12 protein-coding genes are annotated in these 14914 nt (G+C 36.6%); 4 read left to right on the forward strand and 8 right to left on the reverse strand.

Going from position 1 to position 14914, the window contains the following annotated elements:
- Nucleotides 1–10: 10 nt before the first annotated feature.
- The 3 genes from CCAL_RS05165 to CCAL_RS05175 all read right to left on the reverse strand — a co-directional run bounded on the left by CCAL_RS05165 (nucleotide 11) and on the right by CCAL_RS05175 (nucleotide 3432).
- Entirely contained in the window at nucleotides 11–1249 is a 1239-nt protein-coding gene (locus CCAL_RS05165; RefSeq protein ID WP_170000101.1) for an ArsS family sensor histidine kinase, read from the reverse strand.
- Nucleotides 1249–1929, reverse strand: coding sequence for a response regulator transcription factor (locus CCAL_RS05170; RefSeq protein WP_170000050.1), 681 nt, complete (start codon nucleotides 1927–1929; stop codon nucleotides 1249–1251). The genes CCAL_RS05165 and CCAL_RS05170 overlap by 1 nt, the downstream gene beginning before the upstream one ends.
- A gap of 93 nt (nucleotides 1930–2022) precedes the next feature.
- On the reverse strand, nucleotides 2023–3432 hold the full coding sequence (locus tag CCAL_RS05175) for a Do family serine endopeptidase (RefSeq protein ID WP_170015469.1): 1410 nt from the start codon (nucleotides 3430–3432) through the stop codon (nucleotides 2023–2025).
- A gap of 153 nt (nucleotides 3433–3585) precedes the next feature.
- On the opposite strand from CCAL_RS05175, the gene CCAL_RS05180 reads away from it, so the two are divergent.
- Genes CCAL_RS05180 through CCAL_RS05190 form a run of 3 tightly spaced genes read left to right on the forward strand, consistent with a single transcriptional unit; the run spans nucleotide 3586 to nucleotide 6471 of the window.
- Complete coding sequence (locus tag CCAL_RS05180; RefSeq protein WP_169935670.1) at nucleotides 3586–4458, forward strand: DnaJ C-terminal domain-containing protein; 873 nt, start codon at nucleotides 3586–3588, stop codon at nucleotides 4456–4458.
- A gap of 3 nt (nucleotides 4459–4461) precedes the next feature.
- Nucleotides 4462–4842 (forward strand): heat shock protein transcriptional repressor HspR, encoded by a 381-nt coding sequence (locus tag CCAL_RS05185; protein WP_169935668.1) that lies wholly within the window; start codon nucleotides 4462–4464, stop codon nucleotides 4840–4842.
- Nucleotides 4843–6471, forward strand: coding sequence for a cation:proton antiporter (locus tag CCAL_RS05190; protein ID WP_170015471.1), 1629 nt, complete (start codon nucleotides 4843–4845; stop codon nucleotides 6469–6471).
- A 27-nt stretch (nucleotides 6472–6498) separates the two neighbouring features.
- On the opposite strand, the gene CCAL_RS05195 is transcribed toward CCAL_RS05190, so the two are convergent.
- Together CCAL_RS05195 and secA are read right to left on the reverse strand one after the other, a co-directional pair.
- Nucleotides 6499–7698 carry an ABC transporter permease gene (locus CCAL_RS05195; RefSeq protein WP_170015473.1) on the reverse strand — a complete coding sequence of 400 codons (1200 nt, stop codon included), beginning with the start codon at nucleotides 7696–7698 and terminating at the stop codon, nucleotides 6499–6501.
- A 64-nt stretch (nucleotides 7699–7762) separates the two neighbouring features.
- Nucleotides 7763–10360 carry a preprotein translocase subunit SecA gene (gene secA / locus CCAL_RS05200; RefSeq protein WP_170015475.1) on the reverse strand — a complete coding sequence of 866 codons (2598 nt, stop codon included), beginning with the start codon at nucleotides 10358–10360 and terminating at the stop codon, nucleotides 7763–7765.
- 99 nt (nucleotides 10361–10459) lie between these two features.
- Between secA and lolA the strand changes: the two genes are divergently transcribed.
- Nucleotides 10460–10972, forward strand: a complete 513-nt coding sequence (gene lolA, locus CCAL_RS05205) for a LolA-like outer membrane lipoprotein chaperone (RefSeq protein WP_169971641.1) — start codon at nucleotides 10460–10462, stop codon at nucleotides 10970–10972.
- An 11-nt stretch (nucleotides 10973–10983) separates the two neighbouring features.
- Here the strand turns inward: lolA and CCAL_RS05210 are convergent, their stop codons facing one another.
- The 3 genes from CCAL_RS05210 to CCAL_RS05220 are packed head-to-tail and all read right to left on the reverse strand — an operon-like array spanning nucleotide 10984 to nucleotide 14843.
- Nucleotides 10984–11508, reverse strand: a complete 525-nt coding sequence (locus tag CCAL_RS05210) for a hypothetical protein (RefSeq protein ID WP_170015477.1) — start codon at nucleotides 11506–11508, stop codon at nucleotides 10984–10986.
- Nucleotides 11505–12827, reverse strand: a complete 1323-nt coding sequence (locus tag CCAL_RS05215; protein ID WP_170015479.1) for an ATP-dependent DNA helicase — start codon at nucleotides 12825–12827, stop codon at nucleotides 11505–11507. Before CCAL_RS05215 ends, CCAL_RS05210 begins: the two co-directional genes overlap by 4 nt.
- Before the next feature lie 3 nt (nucleotides 12828–12830).
- A complete protein-coding gene (locus CCAL_RS05220; protein ID WP_170015481.1) occupies nucleotides 12831–14843 on the reverse strand; it encodes a bifunctional C40 family peptidase/M15 family metallopeptidase in 2013 nt (670 codons plus the stop codon).
- Nucleotides 14844–14914: the final 71 nt, after the last annotated feature.

Below are 14914 nucleotides of genomic sequence, written 5' to 3' on the forward strand. Positions count from 1 at the left end.
TTATTTTCTTTTAGTTAATTATATCTTTTAAATTCTCAAATGAGAAGATATTTAATCCATTTTTATGTTCGTAGTGTAGTTTTAACCCATGTGCCTCAAGGATATTGCTAACTATATAAAGCCCAAGACCAAAACTTTTTTGAGCATTTTCGCCTTTTATAAAAGGCTGGATATAAAAATTTAGATCATTTTTTAAAGCTTCACCTTTTGTGATAAATTTGATATGCTCTTTACTAACAACGATATTTACGTGCTTTTCGGGAGAGTATTTAAGCCCGTTATCGACCATATTTTTTATAGCAACCGAAAAAAGCTTAAAGTCAACCACAAGCCTTACATCATCAATAAAATTTATACTAACGCTATCTTTTTCAACCATCGCTATATCTAAAGCCTCGTCGATAAGATCTTGCATCAAGCAGACATTTTTATTTGTAAGTGCTATTTTAGAGGTCGTCTGTTCGATCGCGGCTAGTTCGTTTATAAGACTTTCTAGCTTATGAAAAACCGAGATCAAGCGATCTTGATTTTTACCTTTTTCTATCATTTGAGCAGCGATTAAACCTTTGGTTATAGGGGTTTTTAGCTCATGCATGATATTTCTTAAAAACAAATGCCTTGAGTCATTTAGAGCTTTTATCTGACTAACTGCATTATAAAATGCTTCTGAAACTTCTGAAATTTCATCATTTCCGCTACTAACATTTTGCACAGCGCTGAGATCTCCGGCGGCAAATTTTGTTATTTGTCGTTTTAGCTTTCTTAGCGGTTTTATCTTGTAAATAACAAATATATAAGCGCCAAGCAAAATCATAGCAACAACGATAAAAACAGCCTTTATAACCTGATATCTATATGGCTGAAATTCCTTGTCCATCAAAAGTTTGGTTTCATCAAGATGACGCATCATGAGATAGTGGTGTTTTTCATAAAGCAAGATCGCACTCGAACCGATGTCATCAGAAATTTCTTCAATCACACTTGCTTGAGATAAAATTTGCGACTTTAAATTTTCATTTACTATCTCAGGCATATCAACATTACTAAGTTGTCTATCAAATTCATCCTTGTCGATAATACCACTCATGTAAAATAAATTTGTTCTAGCCACATTTGAGTATTTAGTATTTAGCTCTCTTGTATAGTTTTGTTTGTCATATTCCATCAACCATAAAAAAGCAAGAAATATCGAACTAAGCGCAAGAGCAAATATAAAAGTAATCGTGATAAAAACAGAAGAACGAGGCATCATAAAGTTAACTTGTATCCGACGCCACGTATAGCATGTATATATCTTGGCTCTTTTGGATTTTCGCCAATTTTTGCACGTATGCGTCCGATTATAACGTCTATACTTTTGTTAGTGCTATCTTCATTGATGCTTTCACAGTTATAAATCAGCTCTTCTCTAGTAACCGCACCACCCTCTTTTAACATCAAATATCTCAAGATATCATACTCGGCAGCTGTTAAATTTACAACACTTCCCTTAAATAATATCTCATGCTCATACTCTTTTAGAACAAGATCTTTTGGTGTCTCTTTGTTGTTTTCTTCATTTAAACTAGCATTTTGTCTTCTAAGATGACTTTTTATGCGGGCAAGTAGCTCTTGCGGATCATAAGGCTTTGGCAAATAATCATCCGCTCCGTTATCTAGCGCATTGACTTTATCTGTTATATCATGGCGAGCGCTTGAGATTATGATCGGGATATTATGTTGTTTTCTTATCTCTTTGCAAACTTCAAGTCCGTCAAGTCCGGGCAGAGTAAGATCAAGTATAACAAGGTCAAAGGAATTTGTATTAAGAGTGGAAAGTCCGATATAAGGCTCTTCGGCTATCGTAACTTCCATGTCGTAATTATGTAAATATTCGCTTAAAATTTCAGCTAATTCAAAATCATCTTCAATCATAAGAATTCGTATCATAAAAAGCCCTTTTTTAAATCTTTGCGATATTCATTATATCAAAAATTTTAAAATTTAAAACGACAAAGCCCGTAAATACGGGCTAAAGCCTTATTATTTTACAACCAATCCCTGCATGATACCTCTTCTATTAACCCACACAAGCGTCTTTTTGCCGCTATTTTGTTTCATTATCTGCACAAACGACGCGACGTCTTTAATTATCTCTTCGCCGACTTGCACTATAATATCGCCTCTTTCAAAGCCAAATTCCTCAGCCTTTGAGCCTTGCTTTACACTACTTACCAAAACTCCCATGCTATCTGCACCGAGTTTAAATTTATATCTTGCATCATCGGTTAAATTTGTAACCCCAAGCCCTTCAAGCACAGAATTATCATTATGGGCTTTTACGCTTATGTCCATATTTGTAAGCTTGATCTGAACGCTTGATAGTTTACCTGAGCGCTCGTAAGTTAATTTTAATGTGCTGTTTGGAGCGAGCGAACCGATGAAATTTTTAAGATCATTTGCATTAGTTATAGGCTTCCCATCGGCTTCTATAACTAAGTCGCCTCGCTTTAGCCCAGCCTCGTCAGCCGGTAGTCCTTTTTCTACACTGCTGATTAATGCGCCTGATTTATTTTTATAAATTTCTTTTTGATCATCAGTTAAATTTGCTATCATCACGCCGATGTATCCACGTTCTATTTTACCGTCGGTAATTAGCTTTTTAGCTATCTCTTTTACCATATTTGAAGGTATCGCAAACCCTATACCACTGCTATCTCCACCACGTGAAAGTATGGCTGAGTTGATGCCGACAAGCGCGCCTCTACTATCAACCAACGCACCACCTGAGTTGCCTGGATTTATCGAAGCGTCTGTTTGGATAAAATTCTCGTATTGATTTAAGCCGATATTGTCTTTATTTAAAGCGGAAATTATACCCTTTGTCACACTCTCTCCAACACCAAAGGGATTACCTATAGCAAAGACGACATCCCCGTCAAGCAGTTTTGAGGAGTCTGCAAAATATATCGCATCAAGATCGGTTGCCTCTATCTTTATAACAGCAAGGTCAGTCTTAGGATCGCTGCCTACGACTTTTGCTTTATACTCTTTTCCGCCTTTTGTCATGGTGACTACGATCTGATCACTATCTTCTATGACGTGGTTGTTTGTCACTATGTAACCATCTTGAGAGATGATAACTCCGGAGCCTAAAGATGTGCTTTTTTCGCGATCTTTTGGGATACCAAAGTTAAAACCAAAAAATTCTTTAAAAAACGGATCATTAAACATCTGCTCAACGCCATTTTGCACTGTTATAATCTTTGTTGTAGAGATATTTACGACTGATTTTTTAGCACCTGATATTGAGTCATGGTATGAAAGTATTATATTTTTACCCTCTTGCAATGGCGAAATTCTGCTAACCTCTGTCTGTGCTTCATTAAATGCAATATTGCTTGCAAAGATAGAAGTCGCTGCCACAAGGGAAATAAATATCATTTTTTTCATCAATACTCCTTATGATTAATTTTGAGTATTATAAATTCTACTTAATAATAAAATTTTAATACTTCCAAGATATAAGTAAATGAGATAAAACTTGATTGACTTAGACTAAAGTTTTATGCTACAATATCTATCAAAAAATAAAGAGGTAATGCAATGAGTGAGAGCTTATACGAGACACTAGGGGTTTCTAAAAATGCATCTAGTGATGAAATTAAAAAATCATACAGAAGACTAGCTAGAAAATACCACCCGGACATAAACAAGGACCCTGGTGCAGAAGATAAATTTAAAGAGATAAATGCTGCTTATGAAATTTTAAGTGACGATAAAAAACGCGCTCAATACGACCAATATGGCGACAGTATGTTTGGCGGACAAAATTTCCACGACTTTGCTAGAGGTTCGGCAAATAGTGCGGATCTAAACGAAATTTTAAAGAATATCTTCTCCGGAGGATTTGGCGGATCTAGCTTTGGTGGTGGATTTGGCGGATTTTCAAGTGATGGATTTGGCGGATTTGGCGGCTTAGATCTTGATATAAACGCAAAAGTAAATATCCCGTTTGAAGTAGCCGTTATCGGAGGAGAGCATAGGATAAACCTTAACGGCGATAGCCTTAAGATAAAAATTCCAAGCGGTATAAACAACGGCGAAAAGTTGCGTATAAAAGGCAAAGGAAAAAGTGCATCAAGACAGGTTGGTGACCTTATATTAACCGTAAATATCGAGCCAAGTAGCGAATACGAAAGAGACGGTGATGATCTTTATAAAGATATCGAAATCCCTTTAAAAACAATGATGTTTGGCGGCAAGATAGAGGTTAGCACATTTAAAAAAGACGTTACGATAAAGATCGCCGAAAACTCAAAAACAGGAACTAAAATTCGTCTAAAAGGCTATGGTGTTCAAAACAGAAAAAGCGGAATTTACGGCGATTTATACCTAAGAGCAAGAGTGAAACTTCCTGATATAAACAGCCTTGATGCGAAATTTGTTAAAACTTTAAAAGAAAATTTACCGGAGTAAGACATGAAAGATTATGATGAACCGCTATTTTTAATTAGCGTTGTGGCAAAAGTGCTTAGCATACATCCTCAAACGCTTCGCCAATACGAACGCGAAGGTCTTATAGAGCCTTCAAGAACTGATGGAAGGATGAGACTTTACTCGCAACGTGATGTTGATAAGGTCAAAATGATACTTAGACTAACCAGAGATCTTGGAGTAAATTTAGCAGGAGTTGATGTTATCTTGCAACTTAAAGAAAAAATGGACGAATTTGAAACAACTATCGACCAGCTACGAGATGAGCTTGATGAATTCAAAAAAGGTGGCATACCGGCCAAAAAATCCCTAGTTAAACGCAAAAATAGTTTTGATATTATATTTTATGATGAAAAATTAAAATAAATGGAAAAAATTCTCTTAGCATTCCTACTAGCAACCGCACTCTCCATAGTCTTAAATGTTGTTTTTAAAAAATTTGCCATACCTACAATCATCGGATATATCGTCACAGGCACGATAATATCCGGATTTATGAACATAAAAAGCAACGAAGAGATAATGCACCTAGCCGAATTTGGCATTGTGTTTTTGATGTTTACCATAGGGCTTGAATTTAGCTTTAAACACCTCATGACAATGAAAAGAGAGGTATTTTTAAACGGAACTTTTCAGGTTAGCATCTCGGGGTTTATACTTGGAATTTTAGTTCTTTACACCATGAATGTGGTTGATAAGAGCGCTATCATCATCGGTCTAGCCCTTGCACTTTCATCAACTGCGATAGTATTAAAAACCCTAAATGACACTGGCGATATATCTCAAATTTACGGAAGAAAAGCTCTTGGAATTTTACTATTTCAAGATATAGCAGTTATCCCTATTTTGCTTATGATTGATATATTTAGCTCGGCAAACAGCTCTATTGACGAGCTTTTAATTCAAACATTTATTAGTGCGATAATACTTATCATAACGATCTATTTAATAGGCAAATACACTATAAACTGGATATTTTATAAAGTCGTGCAAACAAATTCGCAAGAAATTTTTATCGCCATGATACTGCTTTTAGTTATCGGCTCTAGCGAGCTTGCTTATTCGTTTGGATTTTCTTACTCGCTTGGAGCATTTTTAGCTGGCATGATGATGGCTGAAACGCAGTATAAGCACCAGATAGAATCAGACCTCATACCGTTTAGAGACCTACTTCTTGGACTGTTTTTTATAACTGTCGGTATGCAGATAAATTTTAGTATTGTATTTGATAATATATTTATTATAGCATTCTTAATTATAGCAACCATGTTCATAAAAGCCCTTGTCGTTTTTGGCATGCTCTTACTTTATGCAAAGCGAAGAGTTGCTATAAAAACAGCCCTTAGCTTATGTCAGATAGGCGAATTTGCACTCGCTGTCTTTGGACTTATGAGTTCAAGAGGTTTGATCTCAAACCAAACAGCTCAAATTTTCATAGCCGTTGCCGTGGTTTCGATGTTTGTCACACCTTTTATCCTTAAAAATTTAAATCGCCTAGCAAATTTAGTGCAAAAAGAGGTTGCAGTAGAGCCAAACGAGATGATAAAACCACAAAAGATCAAAAACCATATAGTTATCTTTGGATACGGAAGACTTGGACAAGAGGTTGTTTTGCGCTTAAAAGAGCAAAAAATTCTCTACCTTGCGCTTGAGAGCGATCTAAGCTTGGTTGAGCTTGGTAGAAGTCGCGGTGAAAATGTATTTTTAGGAAACGTCTTAAAAAAGCAAACTTATGACAACGCTTGTATCAGCAGTGCGGCTGCGGTTATCATAACTGTTAGCAACGAACAACGACTTGAGCTTATCGCGCAAAATATCAAAAACTATAATCCAACCATACAAACCGTCATAAGATTTAACGGACATGACGAAAAGGATCTATTTTCGGACCTTGGTAACAACTTTCATCTAGTAAGAGAAGAAAGAGCCGTTGCTAGGACTTTAGTGCATGAGGCTCTTTTGTGCAAGATAGATAAAGATGTGGCAAGAATTTAAGATAGCACAAGCATGGCTATCTTAAATTTACTCGTTTCTAAGAGTTTGTAAAACGTCTATCTGGGTGGCTTTTTTAGCCGGATAATACGATGAGATCGCTACTATAATGATCGCTCCAACGATAATCATACCAAAATCAAAAAGCGAAAGCTCCATAGGAAGTTTTGAGCTACCATAAACATCTGCCGGTAAATTTATAATGTTGAAATTTCCAAGTAGCCAAATTCCAAAAAGCCCCAAAATAAGACCAAAAACTATCCCACCACCACCGATAACCAAACCTTGGTAAAAAAAGCTCTTTTTTATCTCATTTTTACTAGCTCCAAGCGCCAACAAAAGCGCTATCTCTTGGCGACGGTTCATAACAGTCATCAAAAGAGAGCTTACGATGTTTAGTGATGCAACAAGTATGATAAGCATCAAGACTATAAAAAGAGCACGTTTTTCAAGCGCCAAAGCAGAGAAGAAATTTCCGTTTTGTTGCCACCAGCCTATCGCTTTTAGCCCAACAGGAAGCGCCTCTTGTATACGCTTTATATCATCAAACGGTTTTAAAGAATACACATGCACCCCATCATAAACGCCGTCAGGATACTCTAAAATTTTACGCAAAGCCTCGGCTGACGTGTATGCATAAGCTTTATCGTAAGCTACAAGTCCTGACTCAAAACTAGAAGCAACGTCAAACCTTTTCATTTTTGGAATAAGCGAAAATCCTCCTGGATCCGCCTTTGTAAATATAAGCGTTATCTTGTCGTTTTCATTTAACCTAAACTGGTCTTTTATCCCTTTGCCGATCAAGATATCATATCCATTAAGCTCTTTTTCTTTCAATCCTTCATTTACAATCAAATTAATTTGCTTTTCATCAGCTGAATTTACCCCAAAAAGTATGCCGCCTTCTAAAGAATTTGACCCGCGATAGATGACTTGAGAGCTTATAAACGGACTAAATTTTAGCTCCGGAAATTTTTCTTTAAGCTGTAAAGTTAAAGTATCGTCTATATCAGCTTTAAAAGCGCTCATTATCGTTATGGGATAGTTCATGGTAAAAAGCTTACGCTCAAATTCTTTATCAAAACCGTTCATTATCGCCATGGCAACTATAAGCACCATAAGTCCGATACTAACTCCCAAAAAGGCAAGAACCGCACTTAGAGTTATAAATGGTTGTGATTTATCAAATCTAAGGTATTTAAAAAGCAAGTATTTAGGAAGACTTGTCATTGATTTCCTTTTAGTATTAGCAAAGCCTTATGGATAAACCACAAGGCTTATTTTGAGGATAAATTTAAGCGAAAATGCCCTTTTTAGGACCGCTTTTGCCGCAACACTCTTTGTATTTTTTACCGCTTCCGCAAGGGCACAGTGAGTTGCGAGGTATTTTTTTAGTAGATGTTTGAGCTTGATCTTGGTTGAAATTTAAGCTTCTATCTTGCTCTTGCTGCATACGTTCACGCATGGCTGCAGCCTGCTCTTCTTCTTCGTCACGATTTCTTAGGCGCAAGCTCTGAAGCATTTTTATACTTTCGGTCTTTAAACGAACAACAAGCTCCATGAAAAGATTGTAACTCTCTTTTTTATACTCAGTTAGAGGGTCTTTTTGGTTATATCCGCGAAGCCCGATACCTGTTTTTAATATATCCATTTGATACAAATGCTCTCTCCACGCGTTATCAAGCACTTGCAAGTAAAGAACCTTTTCTATATCATGCTTTTGCTCGCTTTGAAGCACACTCATGCGCTCTTCGTATCTATCGGTTAAAATTTGAGTTGCTTTTTGCAAAATTTCATCATATTCAAGTCCAGTAAGGTCGCTTTCATCTATCAGCTCACCACAGTCGTTTGCTATGATCTTGCATAAATTTGCGATATCGTAATCATCTTTAAGACCACCATGGAAGATTTCCGCATTTTCAAGCATGCTTGCAACATACTCTTGTCTGTTTTGCAGTATCTTCTCGCTCATGTCAAATTCTTTATCAAGTAGCTCATTACGGTAGTTATATATCGTCTTTCTTTGCTCATTTGCCACATCGTCATATTCAAGAAGATGCTTTCTAGCTTCAAAGTGTAGACTTTCAACCTTTTTTTGTGCGTTTTCTACGGCTCTTGTTACCATTCGACTCTCTATGCTTTCGCCCTCTTCTATACCAAGACGATCCATTATCGCCTTTATCCTATCAGAGCCAAAAATTCTAAGCAAGTTATCTTCAAGGCTTAAGTAAAACCTACTCTGACCAGGGTCACCTTGACGTCCTGCACGCCCACGCAATTGGTTGTCTATCCTGCGGCTTTCATGTCTTTCAGTGCCGATTATATAAAGTCCACCAAGACTTCTAACCTCATCATTTATTCTTATATCAACACCACGACCAGCCATATTTGTAGCTATAGTTACTGCACCTTTTGCGCCGGCTTCAGCGATTATCTGCGCCTCTTTTTCGTGATTTTTAGCATTTAACACAGAGTGAGGAATTTTAGCCTTTACAAGCATCTCGTGTAGCTTTTCGCTACGCTCGATACTTGCGGTACCGACAAGCACCGGCTGACCTTTGTCGTGAGCCTTTTTTATCTCTTCAACAACTGCCTTAAATTTTTCTTCTTGAGTTTTATAGATCAGGTCGTTGCCGTCAATTCTTTTAACCGCAACATTTGTAGGTATACTAATAACATCTAGCTTATAAATTTGAGAAAACTCCGTAGCTTCTGTTTGCGCAGTTCCCGTCATGCCTGCTAGTTTGTCATACATCCTAAAGTAGTTTTGATAGGTTGTATCGGCTAGAGTTTGACTCTCTTCTTGAATTTTTACCTTCTCTTTGGCTTCAAGAGCTTGATGAAGCCCTTCGCTAAAACGCCTACCTTCACTTAGTCTGCCCGTAAATTCATCAACGATAACTATCTCGTTATCTCGCACTACATAATGAACATCTTTCTCAAAAAGGTTGTGTGCCTTTAATGCCTGATCCAAATGATGGCTAAGGATAGCGTTTTCTAGGTTGTATAAATTCTCAACACCAAATAACTTTTCTGCTTTATTTATACCCTCTTCGGTTATCATTATCGTGCGGTTTTTCTCATCTACGACAAAGTCGCCGCTAGGCTTTGAATTTGGGATATTAGGGTCTGCAGCTTCCCCGCGAGTTAACTTTTGAGCTACTTCATTTGCCTTTATGTAGCCGTCAAGAGTGCGATTAGTAGGTCCTGAGATGATAAGCGGGGTTCTTGCCTCATCTATCAAGATACTATCCACTTCGTCCACTATAACAAAGTTGTGCTCTCTTTGAACTTTATCTTTTGCGTCAAATTTCATATTGTCCCTAAGATAGTCAAAGCCAAATTCAGAGTTTGTTCCGTAAGTTATATCGGCATTATATACAGCCTGTCTTACACTATCATCATAAACTCCACTTAGTATAACGTCTACGCTAAAGCCTAAAAATTTATAAAGCTCGCCCATCTGAGTTGCGTCACGTTTTGCCAAATAGTCATTGACTGTAACTACATGCACGCCTTTACCGCTCATCGCGTTTAAAACAACAGGAAGAGTAGCAACCAATGTTTTACCTTCACCTGTTTTCATCTCGGCGATCCTGCCCTCATGAAGCACCATACCGCCGATAAGCTGAACATCAAAATGACGCATACCAAGCGTTCTCTTGCTAGCCTCTCTAACGATGGCAAAGACATCGTTTAAAATATCGTCAAGACTTACTTTTTGCTCCTTGACTTGCACTCTTAAAGCTTCAAAAGCAGCCTTAAGCTCGTCGTCGCTCATTGCCTGATATTTGTCTTCAAGTGCATTTATAAATTTTACTCTTTTTGCGTATTGTTTTATCTCTCGGTCATTTTTTGTTCCAAAAATTTTTCTAAATACCGCTGAAACCATACTTGTGCCTTCCTTAAATTTTAAAAGTTCTCATTCTATCATAGTTTTACTATTTATTTATTTAAACTGGGCTAGAATAGCGTAAAAAAAGGGGAGTAGATGAGAAAAATTCTAATTGTTTTTTTGCTAGCATTACCTGGTTTTTGTGCGGGGTTAAATTTCAAAAGTTTACAAAGCGACTTTACGCAAACGGTAAACAGTCAAAACCAAAGCATATCTTATAGCGGTAAATTTTATGCGAGGAATGATAATGTCGCGCTTTGGATATATGAGTCACCCACACCAAAAAAGATATATTTTGACAAGCAACGAGTTGTTATCGTAGAGGACGAGTTAGAACAAGCCATCATTTCAAGACTTGACGAAACTCCGAATTTAACTCAAATTTTAACCCATGCAATGCAAATCCAACCAACACTTTATAAGGCCATTTATGACGGTGTGGAGTATTTTATCACCGTTAAAAACGATCTTCCAACGATGATTGACTATAAAGACAGGCTTGATAATAAAATAAAAATCACATTAAAAAATCAAGTCGCAAACAAACAAATTTCAGAGGAAATTTTAACACCGGTTATACCGCAAGGATACGATATAATCAACCAATAAATTTGATAAAATTACTCAAAATCCTTGCCAAAACCTTGAATACTATTTAAGTCGATCGGTCGTTGGTTTATTGTATTTGAGTCAGGCGCTATAACGATCTCGTTTGTTTTCTTTCGTCTATTCTCAAGGGCATCTTGAGGCAGTGGACTTTGACATAAATTTTGTGATTTTATAGCGTTTATGATCTCGTTAAGTTCTAGGTTGTTTATAACTTTGATATTTAAAATAAGCACATCATCAATATCAAGAGTATGTTTTTTAGCGGCGTATTTGATAAAAGTCTCTTTAAATTTTTCTTTTCCCATTGAAGTTAAGATATCTTCAACATAAAAGCTTCCGATTATGATATTTAAAGCGTCAAGCACATAAGACTCATTGTCATTCATATCGCGCCCAACCACTTCTAAATTTAAGTTTATTTTTTTAGTTATATTTGCTCCGGATTTTGAGTAAATGTCAGTTTGAAAGTCGCTTACCCTTAAAACATCACAAAAGGCAAATGCCGAAAAAATCATAATCAAAAACAGCTTCTTCATATCTCTATCTCCTTAATGTTCTCAAAAATATTTTCACTATAAAATTTTTTAACTTCATTGTCAATTTTAACGACTTTTCTTAAATACTGCCTAAAATCAACCCCTCTATCATAAAAAAGCTTTAAATTTTTTGGATTTTTAGCACGAGAAAGCGCAACATAAAGCTGACCGTTAGCAAAAATTTGATTAAGGTTGCACATTAAAAAATTTATGCTCATGCCTTGTGATTTGTGTATCGTTAGCGCATAAGCTAGCTTAAATGGAAACTGTAAAAAACTAGCCATGCTTTTTTGTGCTATCTCGCCGTCTTCTGAAACAAATTCACTAAGCTCAAAGGAATTTTTGACTACTTCTATTATCTCGCCGTCGTTTTTTTGGACGATAACACCGGAGTATTCGCCGTTTTCTTTTAAAATCTGAACGATTTTGCCCTGTTCTCCGTTATAATACTCGCCCCATTTATTTGCGGTAAATATTATCTTTGCTCCGATTTTCATGTTTAAATTTAATGGAGAATTTAGTGCGTTTATCCAACTTTCAAGAGTTTTTTCATGTAGCTTTTCATCAAAAATTTTAATATCCGCCGTGCAAACTTCAAGCGGAGTTTGTAGCTCTTTTAAGCATCTTTCATTTAAGACATCAGCTTCGCGGTTAGTGCCGTAAAGCACACTCATATCGTCATTTATCTCAAATTTATCGCTTCTAAGCAAATTTATATAGTCTATAACTTCATCATTTAGCTCGCCAACTCTAAGATGAGATAAAATTTTGTAAAATTGTAAATCCTGTGTACGTTTTGAAATGAGAAGCTCGATGTTTTTTAGTTTAAATTCACTCCATGCATGCGAACTAAAAGCGTATGTAAAGCTAAAAAGGGCATTTTTGCCTTGCTCTTTTTGCACAGGTGGAAGTTGGTAAAAGTCACCAACAAAAAGCAACCTCCCGTTAAATTTAGAAGCTTGCAAGCGATACCTTATCATCTCCATAAGATCAGAGCTTATCATTGAAATTTCATCGATCACAAGCAAATCACAACTATCAAGCATGGCTCTTAATGAGTTTAATTTACTCCTTTGACGCCTATCAAGAAGCCTTAACTCTTCATAGTTTTTACAAATTCCAAATTTAAAAAAACTATGCACACTCACACCACCGATCCCGACGGCGCTTATGCCCGTTGAGCCTAGTATGACGACATTTTTAAGGTTGCTTCGGTAGTGCTTGATAACAGCTTGTGTAAGGTAGCTCTTGCCAACCCCTCCGCCTCCTGTTAAAAAGATATTTGAGTTTTCAAGCAGTTTTAAAATTTGCTCTAACATCTATCAAAACATCTCCGGACGATACTCAAAGTGCATAGTATCAAAATGTTCCCATCTACCGCCCCAGATAAATTTATGCTTCTCAAAGGTATGAACTATAGCTTCTGGAATTTGATTTTTATACACTTTATGCCAGCGCCAGTAGTGGCTTTGTTTAACATTTACATCTATTGCGATACCGTAACTATGTGCACTCGGTCTATTTGTGCCGGCTATAACACGCCAATTAAAAGTCCCAGCGGGATCTTTTAGAAACTCAAGCAAAGACGGGTCTTGTTTAATAAGCTCGTTTAGCTCCTGACTAACAGCATTTAAAGCCTTAGCTGCACCGTTTTTTGAGTTAAATTTTAGCTTTAAACCTAAAAAATCCTTAAGCCACACAACGTCTGTTAAATTTTCTCTTACAGCCTCTTTGTTATCTCCGTAAATTTTACCCAAAAGCTCGTAGTTCCTACATCGTCCACTATCGTTTAAGGACGCATTTAAGGGCATAAGAGCGGCATACGGCAAAGCGTTCATATCTTGCACATCAGCGCCAACACTACACTCGGAGTCTTTTTTTATAAAATCATTAAACACTATATGACTTTCATCGCTAAAATAAACTAAATTATCCTCGATCCTAACCCCATAAGCATCTTGTAGTTTTGATATCTTTTCTTTCATATCTATTTTGGAATTTAAAGGCAAAATTTCAGATTTTTTGCCACTTGGGGTTTGCAAGATATTCATAGAAATCACCTTTGAAAGTAGCAAATTCTTATCATCTATATCACCTCTACCTTTGCCTATCTCAAGCGTTGTTAGCACCACGCCGCCCATAAGAGCACGTCCGTTATCTTTTGTCCTAACACCCCACGCATCATGCAAAGCAAGCACTCCTTCGTTGCTAGTTCCCACATAAAGCATAATGTGACCTGGAAGATGAAAAAGTGTCATATAAGGCACGCCCTGCTCTTTTATGAGCTTGATCTTTTCTTTGGCATTTAAATTTTGCAGCTCTATCTTTTTTCCCATTTTAGCCTGCGCGCCAGAATTTCTAGGAAGCCAAAAGCCAAAGCTACTCATGAGATCTTTTAAAAATAATGAGCAGTCGCGAAGGTTATTTACCCCACCCCAGCCATAAGGCTGATTTAGTAGAGACTGGGATAAAATTCTTATATTTTCATCATCAAAAGCAAGGGGAAATTTACCAGAAGCATGCTTTGAAATTTTATATTTTCTAACCCCTGCTCTTGTTATCACTTCTCCATAAAAATTCTCTTTATCCTCGGCGTTAAAACCAAGCAGCACCCCTACTCTTGCATAAAATAAAAACCCGCCCTCTAGGTCATAAACAGGCGTATTATCTATCTTTACAGCTAAGAAATTTTGCTTTTTATACTTACTGCTTTCTTGTTTGGTTAAAATTTTTATATCTTCTGACTTTATCCAGCCCCAAACCGTATCATCCTTAACGAATACCCAAGCTTTATCAAGTGAAAAATGCGATACAAAAAGTGGATGAGCTATGCTTAAAGTAGAAGACTGAGCATAGTCAAAAGGATAACCTTCTCCCGGAAGTTGTGGGTTGTAAAAAAGAGGGTCGCTGCTTGGGAAATTTCTTAGAGCAGTATTTGCGGTAGTTATGGCATGTGCTGATAATTTGCCAAATTCATTAAAATTTGCATTTTGTCTTTGCTTGTCAAACCAAGCCTTTTTTACCGGTCTAAAATTTGATCCAAAATAGCTTTTTTTCTCTGAAAATTTATATGTGTTAAATGCCCAAAACGCCTCATCCTGTTTTACATTTTTAACATTTATATCATAGACACTAAAGCGATTTTTCAAAAGATCGTCACCACTAAAACTAGCGCTAAGCATGCTCTGTGGAAGAAAATTTGCATCTTGAGGTAATTCAAAATCCAAAAGCGTGATACGACCTTTAAAAGTTTGGTCTAAACTAACTTGAGGCACTTTTTGAGAACAACCAAGTAAAAACAAAAGAAAAAAAACCGATAAAATTTTATTTTTCAAAAATTTTCCTTACATTATAGATTGAGCCGAGATTTTAACAAAAATTATAAAAATTCAACCTGATTTTATAG

Source organism: Campylobacter sp. RM6914, from assembly GCF_004803835.1.
Lineage (GTDB): Bacteria > Campylobacterota > Campylobacteria > Campylobacterales > Campylobacteraceae > Campylobacter_A > Campylobacter_A californiensis.

Bases quoted from the DNA above. Each gene is read 5' to 3' on its own strand.
- CCAL_RS05210 (WP_170015477.1), bottom strand. From the start codon at position 11,508: ATGAAGAAGCTGTTTTTGATTATGATTTTTTCGGCATTTGCCTTTTGT.
- lolA (WP_169971641.1), top strand. From the start codon at position 10,460: ATGAGAAAAATTCTAATTGTTTTTTTGCTAGCATTACCTGGTTTTTGT.
- CCAL_RS05180 (WP_169935670.1), top strand. From the start codon at position 3,586: ATGAGTGAGAGCTTATACGAGACACTAGGGGTTTCTAAAAATGCATCT.
- CCAL_RS05170 (WP_170000050.1), bottom strand. From the start codon at position 1,929: ATGATACGAATTCTTATGATTGAAGATGATTTTGAATTAGCTGAAATT.
- CCAL_RS05165 (WP_170000101.1), bottom strand. From the start codon at position 1,249: ATGCCTCGTTCTTCTGTTTTTATCACGATTACTTTTATATTTGCTCTT.
- CCAL_RS05175 (WP_170015469.1), bottom strand. From the start codon at position 3,432: ATGAAAAAAATGATATTTATTTCCCTTGTGGCAGCGACTTCTATCTTT.
- secA (WP_170015475.1), bottom strand. From the start codon at position 10,360: ATGGTTTCAGCGGTATTTAGAAAAATTTTTGGAACAAAAAATGACCGA.
- CCAL_RS05215 (WP_170015479.1), bottom strand. From the start codon at position 12,827: ATGTTAGAGCAAATTTTAAAACTGCTTGAAAACTCAAATATCTTTTTA.
- CCAL_RS05195 (WP_170015473.1), bottom strand. From the start codon at position 7,698: ATGACAAGTCTTCCTAAATACTTGCTTTTTAAATACCTTAGATTTGAT.
- CCAL_RS05190 (WP_170015471.1), top strand. From the start codon at position 4,843: ATGGAAAAAATTCTCTTAGCATTCCTACTAGCAACCGCACTCTCCATA.
- CCAL_RS05185 (WP_169935668.1), top strand. From the start codon at position 4,462: ATGAAAGATTATGATGAACCGCTATTTTTAATTAGCGTTGTGGCAAAA.